This is a genomic window from Pseudonocardia sp. Ae717_Ps2, from assembly GCF_001932475.1.
Classification (GTDB): domain Bacteria; phylum Actinomycetota; class Actinomycetes; order Mycobacteriales; family Pseudonocardiaceae; genus Pseudonocardia.
The window spans coordinates 3,313,346-3,328,642 of sequence record NZ_MCIS01000001.1 but is presented as its reverse complement, the minus strand read 5'-3'; the positions used below and the strand labels follow the sequence as shown (position 1 = coordinate 3,328,642).

Here is a 15,297-nt window from a genome sequence, read left to right as displayed (position 1 = left end):
GTGCCCGCCGTGCCGGACGACCAGAAGCTCGTCGACTATCTGAAGTGGGTCACGGCCGACCTGCACCGGACGCGCCGGCGTCTCGAGGAGGCCGAGGCCGGTGTGCGGGAGCCGATCGCCGTGGTCGGCATGGCCTGCCGGTTCCCCGGCGGGATCGACTCGCCCGACGACCTCTGGCGGCTGCTGTGCTCCGACGACGACGTGATCGGGCCGTTCCCGACCGACCGGGGCTGGGACCTCGCGCTGCTCGCCGGCGGCGAGCGCGGGCACAGCGCGACCCTGCGCGGCGGGTTCCTCGACGGCGCCGGTGACTTCGACGCCGGATTCTTCGGGATCTCTCCGCGCGAGGCACTCGCGACCGACCCGCAGCAGCGGCTGCTGCTGGAGACCACCTGGGAGGCGGTCGAGCGGGCCGGGATCGACCCGGACACCTTGCGCGGCAGCCGGACCGGTGTGTTCGTCGGGACCAACGGTCAGGACTACGGCCACGTGCTGATGCGGTCCGGGGAGGACGTGGAGGGCCACGCCGGGACCGGCACCGCGGCCAGCGTCATCTCCGGGAGGCTGTCCTACGCACTCGGGTTCGTCGGCCCGGCGGTGACCGTGGACACCGCGTGCTCGTCGTCGCTGGTGTCGATGCACCTGGCGGCGCAGGCGCTGCGGGCCGGTGAGTGCGGTCTCGCGCTCGCCGGTGGCGCCACCGTGATGGCCACCCCCGGCAACTTCGCCGGGTTCACCCGGCAGGGCGGTCTCGCCGCCGACGGCCGGTGCAAGGCGTTCTCCGACGACGCCGACGGCACCGGCTGGTCCGAGGGCGCGGGCGTGGTGCTGCTGGAGCGGCTGTCCGACGCCGTCGCGCACGGGCACCCGGTGCTCGCGGTGCTGCGCGGGTCCGCGGTGAACTCCGACGGCGCCTCCAACGGTCTCACCGCACCGAACGGCCCGTCGCAGGTCCAGGTGATCCGCTCCGCACTCGCCTCCGCCGGTCTCGACCCGGCCGACGTCGACGCCGTCGAGGCGCACGGCACCGGCACCGTGCTCGGCGACCCGATCGAGGCCCAGGCGCTGATCGCGGCCTACGGAGCCGACCGCGAGCACCCGCTGCGCCTCGGCGCGGTGAAGTCCCGCCTCGGGCACACCCAGGCCGCCGCGGGCGTCGCCGGGGTGATCGCCACCGTGCAGGCGCTGCGGCACGGCACCCTCCCGCGCACCCTGCACGTCAGCCGCCCCACCACGCATGTCGACTGGTCCGGTGGCGAGGTCGAGCTGCTCACCACCGCGCAGGCGTGGCCGCGCACCGACCGGCCGCGCCGCGCCGGGGTGTCCGGGTTCGGCATCAGCGGCACCAACGCGCACCTCGTCCTGGAACAGGCCCCGGATCCGGAGCCCGACGACGGTGCCCCCGAGCCCGGCGCCGCCCCCGGCGGGACCACGGCGGCACCGCCGACACCGGGCACCGTGCCTTGGCCGGTGTCGGCCCGCACGGCGGGTGCGCTGGACGGCCAGGTCGAGCGGATCACCGCCCTGGCCACCGGACCGGACGCCCCCCGCCCCCTCGACGTCGGCTGGTCCCTGGCGAGCACCCGCGGTACCCATCAACACCGCGTCGTGCTCGCCGCCGGACCGGACGGTGTCCGCGAGCTCGCCCGCGGCACCGCGACCCGGCGCAGCACTGCGCTGCTGTTCTCCGGACAGGGCAGCCAGCGTCTCGGGGCCGGCCGCGAGCTGTACGCCACCGAGCCCGTCTTCGCCGAGGCGATCGAGACGGTGTTCCGCCACCTCGACCCGTGGCTGGAGCGCCCGCTGCGCGAGGTCCTGTGGGGCGAGGACCCGGACACCCTGACCGAGACCGGGTGGGCCCAGCCCGCACTGTTCGCCGGTCAGGTCGCGCTGTTCCGGCTGCTGGAGTCCCGGGGCGTGCGCCCGGACGCGCTGCTCGGCCACTCCATCGGCGAGCTCGCCGCCGCACACGTCGCCGGGGTGTTCGGGCTGGAGGAGGCCTGCGCGCTCGTCGCCGGCCGGGCCCGGCTCATGCAGACCATGGCCGGCGAGGGCGCGATGGTCGCCGTCGAGGCCACCGAGGACGAGGTCGTGCCGCTGATCGCCGGGCACACCGACGAGGTCGCGCTGGCCGCGGTCAACGGGCCCCGCTCGGTGGTGGTCAGCGGGGTGACCGCCGTCGTCGAGGAGCTGGCGGCCCGCTGGTCGGCCGAGGGACGCCGCACCACCCGCCTGGCCGTCTCGCACGCGTTCCACTCGCCCCTGCTCGACCCGATGCTCGACGACTTCCGTGAGATCGTCGCCGACCTGACCGCGGCCGCGCCGTCGATCCCGCTGATCTCCGACCTCACCGGCCGCCCGGCCACCCGGGAGGAGCTGGCCCGGCCCGAGTACTGGGTCCGCCAGCTGCGCGACCCCGTCCGGTTCGGCGACGGCGTCGCCACCCTGGCCGGGCTGGGCATCGGCGCGTTCGTCGAGGTCGGGCCCGGTTCCACGCTGACCGCACTGGCCGCGGCCTCGGCCCCCGACGGCGCGGTGCTGGTCCCGGCCCTGCGCACCGGCCGGAGCGAGCAGGACTCGGTGCTGGGTGCGCTGGCCGAGCTGCACGTCGCGGGCGGACAGGTGGACTGGGCGGCGGGGTTCGCCGGGACCGGTGCGCGCCGGGTCGACCTGCCGACCTACGCCTTCGAGCACCGCAGGCACTGGCCGTCGGGCACCGCCGCGATCGGTGTCCCCGACGCGTCCGGTCTCGGTCTCGGCTCGGCGGACCACCCGTTGCTCGGCGCCACCGTCTCGGTCGCCGGGTCCGGTGAGACCGTACTGACCGGACGGATGTCGCTCGCCGAGCAGCCGTGGCTGGCCGACCACGTCGTGGGCGAGCGGGTGCTCTTCCCCGGCACCGGCTTCCTCGAGCTCGTCCTGCGCGCGGGCGACGCCACCGGCTGCGAGCGGGTCGAGGGTCTGACCCTGACCGAGCCGCTCGAGCTCGGCCCGCACGACGCCGTCGCCCTGCAGGTCAGGGTCGGCGCCCCCGAGGACCCCGCGGCGGCGGACCCCCGCCGCCCGGTGACCGTGCACGCCCGGCCCGCCGGCGACCCGGACGGTTCCTGGACCCTGCACGCGTCGGGACGGCTGACCACCGCCGACGACGCCGTCCCGGCACCGGACGACGCCGAGTGGCCACCCGCCGGGGCCCGACCGGTCGACCTCGAGGGGTTCTACGAGGGGCTGTCCGAGCACGGCAGGCTGCACTACGGCCCGGCCTTCCGCGGTGTCGCGCGCGCCTGGCGCCACGACGGCTCCGTGTACGCCGAGATCTCCGCCGGGACGACCGGCGACACCGGCGGCTACGGCGTGCACCCGGCTCTGCTCGACGCCGCGCTGCACCCGATCGTGCTGCTCGAGGAGGACACCCCGGGCCTGCCGTTCGACTGGTCCGGCGCGGTCCTGCACGCCTCCGGCGCCACGACGCTGCGGGTGCGGATCACCGCCGCGGGCCCCGGATCGGTGAGCGTGCGGGCCAGCGACCGGGCGGGCCTGCCGGTCCTGACCGTGGAGGCGCTGGAGCTGCGCACCACCTCGGGGCGCGGTGGCCCCGCCACCGGACGGCTGCCGCTGCTGACGCAGGACTGGCCGGAACGGGCGGGTGAGGCACCCGACCCGGGCGGGCTGCGATGGGGGATCGTCGGCGTCGACCACTGGCACCTGGGTTACGGGGTGCACTCGGCGGGGCACACCGTCGACGCGTTCGGCGACACCCTCGGCGCCGTCGCGGACGCCGCCGCCGGCGTCCCGGACGCCGTGCTCGTCCCGCTCGCCGCGCCCGACACCGACGACGTCCCGGCCGCGACCCGCGAGCTGGGCGGACGCACGCTGGCACTGCTGCAGGAGGCGCTGTCCGACGACCGGCTCGCCGGCTGCACCGTCGTGTTCGTGACCAGCGGTGCCGCGGCACCGCCGGGGGAGACGCCGCGCGACCTGCCCGCGGCCGCCGCCGCCGGGCTGGTCCGCTCGGCACAGTCGGAGAACCCCGGCCGGTTCCTGCTCGCCGACATCGACGTCTCCGAACACTCGGTGGCGGCGCTGCCCGGCCTGACCGCCGGGGACGAGCCGCAGGTCGTCGTCCGCGACGGCGCCGTGCGCGTCCCGCGGCTGGCGCCGGTCACCACCGCGCCGTCCGGGAGCCCGGACCCCGACCCCGACGGCACCGTGCTGGTCACCGGCGGCACCGGCGGGATCGGCGCGGAGCTGGCCCGGCACCTGGTCACCGAGGCGGGGGTGCGCCACCTCGTCCTCGCCGGGCGTCGCGGCGCCGACGCCCCGGGTGCGGTCGCCCTGCGCGACGAGCTCGCCGGGCACGGCGCCCGGGTCACCCTCGCCGCCTGCGACGTCGCCGATCCCGGCGCCGTCGCCGCGCTCGTCGCGTCGGTCCCGGAGGCGCACCCGCTGACCGGGGTCGTGCACGCCGCGGGGGTCCTGGACGACGGCCTGGTCGCGGCGGCCACCGCCGACGGGCTGGCCGGGGTGCTCGCCCCCAAGGCCGGCGGTGCCTGGAACCTGCACGAGGCGACCCGGGCGCTGCCGCTGCGGTTCTTCGTCCTCTACTCCTCGGTCGCCGGGATCATGGGCGGCGCCGGGCAGGGGGTCTACGCGGCGGCGAACTCGTTCCTCGACGCGCTCGCCGCACACCGGCACGGGCTCGGCCTGCCCGCGACGTCGATCGCCTGGGGGCCGTGGGAGCCGACCGGCGGCATGACCGCCGACCCGGCCGCCGCCGAGCGGATCGCCCGCTCCGGGTTCCCGCCGCTGACCGTGCGCCGCGGGCTCGCCGCGTTCGACGCCGCGGTCGCCGCGGACCGCCCGGCCACGGTCGTGCTGGAGCTCGGGACCGGGCGCGGCGGCGCCGCAGCCGGCACCGTGCCGCCGCTGCTGCGCGGCCTGGTCCGCCGGACCCGCCCGGTCGCCGGGACCGGTGTCGCCCCGGCGACGCTGGGCACCCGGCTCCGGGAGCGCGACGCCGACGGGCGGGTGGAGCTGCTGCGCACCGAGATCGTGGCCCAGGCCGCCCGGCTGCTCGGGCACGACGACCCCGCGGGCATCGACCCGGACCGGGACTTCCTGGAGCTGGGCTTCGACTCGCTGATCGCGGTCGAGATGCGCAACGCGCTGTCCGAGGCGCTCGGTCTGCGGCTGCCGACCTCGGTGGTGTTCGACCACCGCACCCCCGCCGAGCTCGCCCGGTACCTGGCGACCGCACCCGAGGTGGTGGAGGGCGCCGCGACGTCCGGCGGGCCCGGGCCGCGGACGGTGCCCGCCGGGGAGACCGTGCACGAGCTGTTCAGCCAGGCCGTCCGGGACGGGCGGTCGCTGGCCGGGCTGCGGATGCTGTCCGCGGTCGCCGCACTGCGGCCCAGCTTCGAGAGCCCTGCCGAGCTGGCGGAACTGCCCGCACCCGTGGTCCTGGCCGAGGGGTCCCGGGACCCGCGGCTGATCTGCATCAGCTCGCCCGGAGCGAGCGCCGGCGTGCACCTCTACGCCCGGATGGCGGCCCACCTGCGCGGCCGCCGGCACGTCTCGGCGCTGCCGCTGGTGGGCTTCGCGCCGGGGGAGAGCCTCCCGGCGAGCACCGAGGCGGCCGGCCGGGTCGTCGCGGAGAGCATCCTGCACGCCTCCGAGGGCGAGCCGTTCGTCCTGCTCGGACACTCCTCGGGGGGCACGTTGGCCTACTTCGCCGCCGGGATCCTCGAGCGCACCTGGGGGGTCCGCCCGGAGGCGGTGATCATGCTCGACACGCTGAGCCTGCGTTACGACGGCGGCGAGGCGATCGACTTCGACGCCACCTCCCAGCACTACTTCACCACCATGGACTCGCCCGCGGTGAGCATGAACAGCGCTCGGCTCTCCGCGATGGCGCACTGGTTCGTGAGCATGACCGGCATCGGTGACGAGCCGACGGTGCCGACGCTCATGGTCCGGTGCTCGCGCGACGACGAGGCCACCGGCGCGGCCACCGCGTCCGGGATCAGCGTCGCCGTCCCGGCCGACGAGGTCCGGGAGATCCCCACCACGCACATGGCGATGGTGATGGAGGACTCCGCCCTGACCGCCGGTGTCGTCGAGGAGTGGCTGACCGAGCGCGTGCCGGCACGCACCTGACCCGTCCGTCCCGGTCCACCCGAGGGAGAACCCATGTCCACCTCCACGACGAGTGCCGCCGCGGCACACGACGAGCCGCCGGTCGTCGGCATCGACCCGCCCGGTGTGCTCACGCTGAGCCCGCTGCGGCTGCGGCTGCAGCAGCAGGCCGGGGTGTGCCCGATCCGCACCCCGGTCGGTGACCCCGCATGGCTGGTCACCCGGCACGCCGAGGTCGCGACCCTGCTGACCGACAACCGGCTCGGCCGGTCCCACGAGGACCCGGCACACGCACCGAAGTTCCTCGACAACCCGATGCTCGACATGCTCATCACCGACGCACCCCCGGAGGTCGAGCTCCAGGAGCACCTGACCAAGCGCGCGATGTACACCGCGAGCTTCGCCGCCCGCCGGGTGCTGGACCGCCGCGCCTCCGTGGAGGCCATCGCCGAGCGGCTCCTGGACCGGATCGAGGAGGCAGGCGCCCCCGCCGACCTGCACGAGGCATGGTCGATGCCGTTCCCGCAGCAGGCGCTCTGCGACATGATGGGCATCCCGGACGACGAGCGGGAGCCGCTGCTGTCCATGATGGACCGGGTCGGTGACACCACCGACGCCGCGGACTCCCACGCCGGGATGGAGGCGCTGTTCGAGCGGGCCTCCGCGACGGCCGCCGGGGTGCGGGCGGCGCCGGGCGACAACGTCGTGTCCCGGTTCGTCGAGACCGGGCTGGACGACCGCGCGATCGCGACGCACATCGTCGCGCTGCTGTTCACCGGGCTGTCCGGGCTGGCCAGCCACGTCGACTTCGGCACCCTGCTGCTGCTGCGCAACCCCGAGCAGCGCCGACGCGCCGTCGCCGACCCGGACGTGATGTCGCGGGCCGTCGACGAGGTGCTCCGCGCGACGATCGGCGCCCCCGTGCTGCCCCGCTACGCGCACACCGACATCGAGGTCGACGGCGTCACCATCCGCCGCGGCGACCTGGTGATGGTGGACTTCTCGCTGGCCAACCACGACCCGCGCGTGTTCGACGACCCGTTCACCTTCGACGTCGACCGCGTGCCGAACCCGCACTTCACCTTCAGCCACGGCCTGCGCCACTGCACCGGCGCGCCGCTGGTGCGGATCATCCTCGGGGTGGCCTACCGGGCCCTGTTCGAGCGGTTCCCCGACCTGCGCCTGGCCGTCGACGACTCCGAGCTCGCGCCGCACCCGGGCGGCCGCCTGGCCGGCGGGCTCGCCGCCCTTCCCGTCACCTGGTGACCGAGACCCGTGAGGAGACCGACGTGACCGAGCAGTCCGCACGGCCGTCCCAGATACCGCTGCTGAACCTGGTGAACGGGTTCATGGCCTTCAAGACCCTCGCCGCCGCCGTCGAGCTGGACGTGTTCACGGCCCTGTCCGGCCGAGGTGCCCGGACGGAGGCGGAGCTCGCCGAGGAGCTCGGGCTCGCCCCGCGCCCCGCACGCGTGCTGCTGGCCGCGCTCACCTCCCTGGAACTGGTCGAGCGCACCGCCGACGGCCGCTACCGCAACACCCCGCTCGCCCAGGAGTTCCTCGTCGAGGGGGTCGAGGACCACTTCGGCGGCTTCGTGCAGTTCTACGACCGGGTGCTCTACCCCGGCTGGCAGGGCATCACCGAGGCGCTGCGCACCGACAGCCCGGTGTTCGCCGAGCCGGAGGAGCGCGACAGCGTCTTCGAGGTCGACAACTTCGTGATGACCGAGTTCTTCGGCAACGCGATGCACGCCGTCGCACTCACCACCGCGGGCGCGCTGGCCGGGGCCTACGACGTCGGCCGGCACACCGCGCTGCTGGACGTCGGCGGCAGCTCCGGCGGGTTCCCGATCGAACTGTGCCGGCGTCACCCGCACCTGAGGGCAACCGTGTACGACCTGCCGCACGTCTGCCCGGTCGCCACGAAGAAGGTCGCCGCGGCCGGTCTGGAGGACCGGATCGGCACCGCACCGGGCGACCTGTTCACCGACGCCGCCCTGCCGTCCGGACACGACCTGATCGTGCTCAGCCAGGTCCTGCACTGCGCGGGGGAGGAGCGCAACCGGGAGACGCTGCGCAAGTGCTTCGAGGCGCTGCCGCCCGGCGGTGCGGTGGTGGTCTGCGAGCTCCTGCTCGACCCCGCGCGCAGCGGGCCTCCCGCCGCGGCGCTGATGGGCATGAACATGCTCGTCGCCCACGACGGCGGGGAGAACTACTCCGAGACCGAGTACCTGGGCTGGCTGGCCGACACCGGGTTCGTCGACCTCGAGGTCGTCCGGTTCGAGGCCGCGGGCGCCAACGGCGCGGTGGTCGGGCGGCGGCCCGCATGACCGGCGGCCTGCCCGATGTCGACGTGCTCGGGGTCAACGTGCCCGGGGTCGACGTGCCCGGGGTCGAGCGGCGCGAGGACGACGTGCGCGAGGTCGACGTGCTCGTCGTCGGCGGCGGCGGGGCCGGCCTGACCGCCTCCATGCTGCTGTCCCGGCTGGGGATCGACTCGCTGCTGGTCAGCGCCCGTCCGGACACCTCGACGGTGCCCAAGGCGCACGTGCTGAACCAGCGGACCATGGAGATCCTGCGCGAGCTGGGCCTGGCCGAGCAGGTGTACGCGGCCGGGACGCCCGCGGCGAACATGAGCCACACCGGCTGGTACGCCGGGCTGCGCGGCGAGCACGACGACTACGGGCGCGAGATCGCCCGGATCGAGTGCTGGGGCGCCGGCGCGACCGACCCGGCCTGGGTCGCGGCCAGCCCGTGCCGCACCACCAACCTCCCGCAGATCCGGCTGGAGCCGCTGCTGCGCCGCCGCGCCGAGGAGCTGGCCCCCGGCCGGGTCCGGTTCGGCCGGGAGGTCACCGCCCTCGACCCCGACGAGGACGGCGTCACCGCCACCGTGCGCGACGTCGCGACCGACGAGGTCACCCGGGTCCGGGCGCGGTACGTGCTCGGGTGCGACGGCGGCCGCTTCGTGGGGCCCGATCGCGGCGTGACCATGGAGGGCGTCAGCAACCTGTTCCGGTCGGTGTCGGTGCACGCCACGACCGACCTGACCCGCTGGCTGCGCGACGACGAGGTCCTGATCCGCTGGATCTGGTTGCCGCACATCGGTACCAGCTGCGCGATCGTGCCGATGGGACCGCAGCGCTGGGGGACCGACTCCGAGGAGTGGGTGTTCCACCTGAGCTTCCCGATGGACGTCCCCGTCCCCGATGACGAGGCGGTCGTGGCCGAGCTGCGCCGGGCACTGGGCCTGGACCGGCACCCGATGCAGGTCCACCGGATCAACCGGTGGCTGGTGGAGGGCGTCGTGGCCGACCGGTTCGCCGACGGCCGGGTGCTGCTGCTCGGCGACGCCGTGCGCCGGCTGCCGCCGACCGGCGGGCTCGGGCTCAACTCCGCGATCCAGGACGCGCACAACCTGGTCTGGAAGGTCGCCGCGGTGCTGCAGGGCCAGGCCGGACCCGGCCTGCTCGACAGCTACGAGGCCGAGCGCAAACCGGTCACGGTGCAGTTCGTCCAGCACGCCGTGGCCAACATCGTCACCCATCTGCGGGGCATGGAGGCGGCCGGCTTCGGCCCGGGCAGCGACCCGGACCGGAACTGGGCGACGCTGCGCCGGATGTGGGGGGACGACCCCGCCGACGAGGACCTCCGGCGCCGCATGCGCCGTGCCTTCGCCGACCAGTCCGGAGAGTTCGACGCGCTCGGCATCGAGTACGGCTACGAGGTGGACCCGGCCGACCCGGCGACCGCGCTGGTGGACGACGGCTCGCCGGCGGACCCGCCGCCGGACCCGCGGATCCACCGGCCGGGCACCCGCCCCGGAGCACTGCTGCCGCACGCCTGGGTCGACCCCGACGGCGACGTCACGGCCCGGCTGCCGGTGATGGACCTGGTCCGTCCCGGTCGGTTCCTGCTGATCGCCGGCGAGGACGGGCAGGCCTGGGCCGAGGCGGCGGCGAAGGTGGCCGGCGAGCTGGGTGTCGGGCTGGACGCGGTCCGGATCGGGCACCTCGACGGCGACCTGCTCGCCCCCGGAACGGCCTGGCTCGACCGGCGGGGGACCGGCCCCGGCGGCGCGGTGCTGGTCCGCCCGGACCGGGTCGTGGCCTGGTGCGCCACCGGTCCCGCGGACGATCCCGAGGCCGAGGTGACCGCGGCACTGGACGCGGTCCTGCGCCGCGACCGCTGACCTGCCCGGTGCCGCCCCTGCCCGGCGTCACCCCGGCCCGCGGCGGCACCGGGGCCGTGCGCGGATCAGTCGGCCGAGGCGCCGCCGTCCACCGGCAGCACCGTGCCGGTGATCCAGCGCGCCTCCTCCGACAGCAGGAACACCGCGACCCTGGCCATGTCGTCGGGCAGGGCGAGGAACGGCAGCGGCGCGGTCTCGGCGACCTTCTGGCGGATCGCGTCGCTGGTCACCCACGGGGTGAGCATCTCGGTCATCGTCGCCCCGGGTGCCAGGCCGTTCACCCGGATGCCCCGGTCGGCGTAGGTGATCGCGGCGGTGCGGGTCAGCCCGTCGAGCCCCGCCTTGGACGCGCCGTAGGCGGGCAGCTGCGGGGTGCCGACCAGGCCGGCGACCGAGGAGGTGTTGACGATGCTGCCGCCCTCGCCCGCCAGCATCGCGCGGATCTCGTGCTTCATCGCCAGGAACGTGCCGCGCAGGTTGACCGCCACGACCTGGTCGAACTCCTCGGTGGGGACCTCGTGCAGCGGGCCGGGGGTGTTGCCGACGCCCTGGACGTTGAACGCCGTGTCCAGGCCGCCGAGCCGCTCCACCGTGGCGTCCACGAGGGCCGCGACCGACTCCTCGTCCTGCACGTCGCAGGGCATCGGGAGCACCGGTCCGGCCGAGGCGGGCAGCCCGTCGCGGACCTCGGCGCAAACCTGTTCGAGCCGGTCGCGCCGGCGCGCCGCGGCCACCACGGACGCACCCTCACGGGCGAAGCGCCGCACGGCGGCGGCACCGATGCCGCTGGAGGCGCCGAGCACGATCGCGCGCCGCCCTCGCAGCCGGTCCGCCTCGAAGCCGACCGGATCGGGATGGATGTGGCCGATGGGGGAACGCATATTCCGATTCTGCGCCCCGACCCGCCGGGAAACCGTATCGAGGAGATTTTCCGGATAATTCCCTAGACGCCCCTCGAATAGTGTCACCCGATGGAATGACGTATCCGTGCGATGAGCGTCACCGGTCGCCGGACCGCCCGGAGAGGACCTTTGCGACAATGACCGACACGGACACGGGAACCGGCCGACACGACGATTCCGCCGAGGCGGTCGGCCGCCTCTACGACGCGTTCGGCGAGCAGTGCGCCGAGCGCGGCACCGACGCCGACGACGACACCGACGCCGGCAACTTCGGCTTCGGCGACCAGCTCCACTTCGGGTACTGGGAGTCGCCGCAGGAGGAGCTCGGTCTCGCCGAGGCCTCGCTGCGGCTGACCGACATGGTGATCGAGCGGCTGGCGGCCGGGCCCGGTTCCCGGGTGCTCGACCTCGGCTGCGGGATCGGCGGCCCGGCCCTGCGGCTGCACGCACGGACCGGTGCCGCGGTCGAGGGCGTGACGCTGAGCCGGGACCAGGTGGACGAGGCCCGGCGTGCCGCGGGGATCGCGGGCGCCGACCACGCCGTGCGGTTCCGGGTGGCCGACGCGCGCCGGACCCCGTTCGAGGACGCGTCGTTCGACGCCGTCGTCGCGCTCGAGTCGATCATGCACGTGCGGGATCGGTCCGAGGTGGTCGCGGAGGCCGCCCGGGTGCTGCGCCCGGGAGGGCGCCTGGTCCTCACCGACTTCTTCGAGCGGGGGCCGATCCTGCCGGAGCAGCGTCCGGCCCTGCGGATGCTGCTGGAGGGCTCGATGATGTCGCTGTCGCGGGCCGGGGACTACCCGGACCTGCTGCGGGCCGCGGGGATGACCTTCGAGGAGATCCGCGACATCAGCCGGCACAGCACCCGGCGCACGTTCCTGGAGATGGCGCGGGTCCAGCAGCGGGCGGCCGCCGAGTCCGGGGGCGCGGCCGACTGGCCGGACCCGTGCGCGGAGATGGCCGCGGTCGACGGCTTCGGCTACCTGCTGCTGACCGCCCGCCGCGTCGACGCCTGACAGCGACGTCCGATACCGACGTCCGACATACCCGCACCGGCGACAGGGGCGCCCCGCCCGCGTTCCGCGGAACGCGGGCGGGGCGCCCCTGTCAGGTCCGTTCCGGCCGGCGGGCCGGCCCGCTCACGACGATCCGGCGTCGGGGACCTGTCGGATCGCCCCGGACGGGCAGATGCGCGCCGCCAGACCGACCCGGTCGGCCCGGTCGGCGGGCGGGGTCTCGTCGAGGACCACCACGAAGCCGTCGTCGTCCTGGTCGAAGATCTCGGGCGCGGAGAGCACGCACTGGGCGGCCCCGATGCAGCGGTCGACGTCGACGACGATCCGGCCGGCGCCGCCCGCGGCGGACGTGTCCCGCGTCCCGTCGGTGCGGTCCGTGTGGTCGGTGCGGTCGGTGCTGTCCGGGGGCGGGGCCTCTCCCCGTGGGCGGCTCACCAGCGCACCGGCAGGGCGTGCAGGCCGAACAGCACGCCGTCGTACTTGATCGGGAGGTCCTCGGCGGGCACCCCGAGCCGCAGGCCCGGGACCCGCTCGAACAGCGTCCGGTAGGCCAGCTCCATCTCGGTCCGGACCAGGTTCTGGCCCAGGCACTGGTGCACACCGAACCCGAACGCGACGTGCTGGCGGGACTCGCGCGACGGGGCGAAGCGTGCCGGGCACTCGCCGAAGACCTCGGGGTCGTGGTTCGCCGCGGCGATCAGCGGGACGATGCCCTCGCCGGCCGCGATGGTCCGACCCCCGATCTCGACGTCGGACACCGCGACGCGCAGCGCGACGATGTCGGCGACCGAGTGCAGGCGCAGCAGCTCGTCGGGCAGACCGTCGGCGCCGATCCACTCGGGGTGCGCCAGCAACGTCACCGCACCCAGCGCGATGTTGTTCGCGGTGGTCTCGTGCCCGGCGATCAGCAACAGCATCGCCACCCCGGACAGCTCCTCGGGGGTGAAGTCCCCGGCGGTCACCAGCCGGCTCAGCACGTCCTCGCCGGGGCGCCGGGTCCGGATCGCGATCAGCCGGTTCAGGTAGCGGAGCAGCTGCTCGGTGGCGGTGTCGCGGTCGGCGTCGGCGGACCCGATCGTGACGAGGGTCCGGGTGCGCGACTCGAAGAAGTCCCGGTCGACCTCGGGCACCCCGAGCAGCGCCGAGATCACCAGGGAGGGGACCGGCAGGGCGAAGTCGGCGACCAGGTCGGCCTCGCCGTCGCGGGCCAGCAGGTCGTCGACGACGCGGTCGACCACCTGCTGGATCGCCGGGCGCATCTCGCGCACCCGGCGCACGCTGAACTCCGGGATCAGGGCGCGCCGGAACCGGTCGTGCTCGGGCGGGTCCAGCGACACGAACCAGCCGGGCACCTCGGTCGCCGAGGGCGCGCCGCCGTTGGCGTTGGGCCGGGGGAAGCCCTCCCGGTCGGGGTTCGAGCTGATCCGCCGGTCGGTGAGCACGGCGCGGACGTCGGCGTGCCGGGTCACCAGCCAGACCGGCGTCCCGTCCGGCAGCGCGGCGCGGACGGGTCCCTGCCCGCGCAGCGCGTCGTACTCCGGGGGCGGGAAGGGTTTGCCCGGCCCGCGCATCAGGAACGGGACGAGCTCGGGATCGGTCTCGGTGGTCGACATGATTCCTCCGGGGAGGGTCAGGGCTGGGGGACGGACGGGGCCGCTCGACCGGCGCCGAGGAGCCCGGTGACCAGGTCGGCGGCCCGCTCGCGTCCGCCCGCCGCCCGTTGCAGCGCGGCGAACCGCCGGGCGTTCTCGGCGAACGCGGGCTCCTCCAGCACTCGGGTCACCGCGTTCTGGAGGTCGTCAATGCGGAACCGGCGCGGTCGGCGCAGCGACAGCCCCACGCCCAGGTCCTCGGCCCGTACGGCCTGGTCGTGGCAGTCCACCCACAGCGGACGGACCACCATCGGCTTCCCGAACCAGAGGCTCTCGTGGTAGGCGTTCCCGCCGCCGTGCGAGAGGAAGGCCCGCACCGAGGGGTGCGCGAGCACGTCCAACTGGGACGGCACCCAGCTCACCACCCGCAGGGAGTCCGGCAGTGTGTCCGGGAGGAGGTGCTGCTGCTCGGCGGGGAGCTTCCACAGCACCTGGTGACGGCCCTCCAGCCGGCGGGCGAGCTCCACCATCGTGGCGACCTCGGGGCGGGTGAGCCGGGTGATGGTGCCGAAGCCCGCGTAGAGCACCGAGGTCTGTGCGTCCAGCCAGTCGGTCAGCTCACCGGGGGGCTCCTGCGGCAGCGGCGGGATCATCGCGCCGACGGTCCGGAACACCGCGGGCAGCTCGAACGGGTAGTCCAGCTCCGGGATCGAGTAGTTGAGGACCATCGCCGCGGACTCGGTCCGGGTGAACTGGCCCGCCGAGGCGGGGTCGACGCCGAGCTCGGCGGCGATCCGGGCGTCCTCGGCGTTGCGACGGCGCATGGCGGGGGACAGGAACAGCCCGAGCATCCGCCACCGGAACCAGCGGTTGGCCAGCCGGCCCAGCGGCCCCGCGTGCGCGGAGCGCCCCGAGTGCGGCACCGGGAAGTCCTTCGGCGTGTAGGACGGCCCGAACGGCACCAGCGAGGTCAGCAGGTTGCTGGGGACGAACGGGTTGCTCAGCACGAACGGGATGCCGCGGGTGATCGCGACCTGGACGCCGTACTGGCACATGCTCTCGACGACCATCAGCGACGGCCGCACCCGGTCCACCACCGCGAGCAGCCTGCGGTACTTCTCGGCCTGCGCTCCGGGCACGTAGGTCTTCCGGATGACCGCCGCGCGGGCCCGGAACCGGGACCGCCCGGTCACCCGCCGGTAGGTGCGGTCGTCCCAGGTCACCGACGACAGCTCGCCGACGACCTCCCCGAGGCCGCAGAACCGCACCGGAGCGCCACCGTCCGCGCCGGCCGCCTCGACGTCGTCGCGTCGGTGGTCGTCGGTGGCGAACCAGAGGTCGGCGACGTCGCGTCGGGACAGCTCCCCGGCGAGCACGAGCATCGGGTTGATCAGGCCGCTCTCCGGCAGCCCGACCATCAGCACCGCGGGGCGGGTCGCGTTCATGCCGTCCATGGCACC

At 75.1% G+C, this 15,297-nt stretch carries 8 protein-coding genes and 1 pseudogene; 5 read left to right on the top strand and 4 right to left on the bottom strand.

The genetic code is table 11. The features are described from left to right. Positions 1 to 15: 15 nt before the first annotated feature. The 4 genes and pseudogenes from Ae717Ps2_RS15220 to Ae717Ps2_RS15205 form a co-directional block, all read left to right on the top strand. Positions 16 to 6,156: pseudogene (locus Ae717Ps2_RS15220) on the top strand (type I polyketide synthase); the annotation flags it as partial. A 33-nt stretch (positions 6,157 to 6,189) separates the two neighbouring features. Beyond that, positions 6,190 to 7,401 (top strand): cytochrome P450, encoded by a 1,212-nt coding sequence (locus Ae717Ps2_RS15215; RefSeq protein WP_020623671.1) that lies wholly within the window; start codon positions 6,190 to 6,192, stop codon positions 7,399 to 7,401. Then, on the top strand, positions 7,398 to 8,465 hold the full coding sequence (locus tag Ae717Ps2_RS15210; RefSeq protein WP_198932188.1) for a methyltransferase: 1,068 nt from the start codon (positions 7,398 to 7,400) through the stop codon (positions 8,463 to 8,465). The genes Ae717Ps2_RS15215 and Ae717Ps2_RS15210 overlap by 4 nt, the downstream gene beginning before the upstream one ends. Further along, a complete protein-coding gene (locus Ae717Ps2_RS15205) occupies positions 8,462 to 10,327 on the top strand; it encodes an FAD-dependent monooxygenase (protein ID WP_083702382.1) in 1,866 nt (621 codons plus the stop codon). Before Ae717Ps2_RS15210 ends, Ae717Ps2_RS15205 begins: the two co-directional genes overlap by 4 nt. A gap of 65 nt (positions 10,328 to 10,392) precedes the next feature. On the opposite strand, the gene Ae717Ps2_RS15200 is transcribed toward Ae717Ps2_RS15205, so the two are convergent. Beyond that, on the bottom strand, positions 10,393 to 11,208 hold the full coding sequence (locus tag Ae717Ps2_RS15200; protein WP_020623668.1) for an SDR family NAD(P)-dependent oxidoreductase: 816 nt from the start codon (positions 11,206 to 11,208) through the stop codon (positions 10,393 to 10,395). Between the two features lie 158 nt (positions 11,209 to 11,366). Here Ae717Ps2_RS15200 and Ae717Ps2_RS15195 point away from each other — a divergent pair, with 158 nt between their 5' ends. Next, positions 11,367 to 12,245: a methyltransferase domain-containing protein gene (locus Ae717Ps2_RS15195; RefSeq protein WP_075333531.1), complete on the top strand. Its 879-nt coding sequence runs from the start codon at positions 11,367 to 11,369 to the stop codon at positions 12,243 to 12,245. 123 nt (positions 12,246 to 12,368) lie between these two features. Here the strand turns inward: Ae717Ps2_RS15195 and Ae717Ps2_RS40355 are convergent, their stop codons facing one another. The 3 genes from Ae717Ps2_RS40355 to Ae717Ps2_RS15180 are packed head-to-tail and all read right to left on the bottom strand — an operon-like array spanning position 12,369 to position 15,282. Continuing rightward, a complete protein-coding gene (locus Ae717Ps2_RS40355; protein WP_075306865.1) occupies positions 12,369 to 12,680 on the bottom strand; it encodes a ferredoxin in 312 nt (103 codons plus the stop codon). Next, on the bottom strand, positions 12,677 to 13,858 hold the full coding sequence (locus Ae717Ps2_RS15185) for a cytochrome P450 (protein WP_020623665.1): 1,182 nt from the start codon (positions 13,856 to 13,858) through the stop codon (positions 12,677 to 12,679). Before Ae717Ps2_RS15185 ends, Ae717Ps2_RS40355 begins: the two co-directional genes overlap by 4 nt. A gap of 17 nt (positions 13,859 to 13,875) precedes the next feature. Next, positions 13,876 to 15,282, bottom strand: coding sequence for a glycosyltransferase (locus tag Ae717Ps2_RS15180; RefSeq protein ID WP_198932187.1), 1,407 nt, complete (start codon positions 15,280 to 15,282; stop codon positions 13,876 to 13,878). Between the last annotated feature and the right edge of the window lie 15 nt (positions 15,283 to 15,297).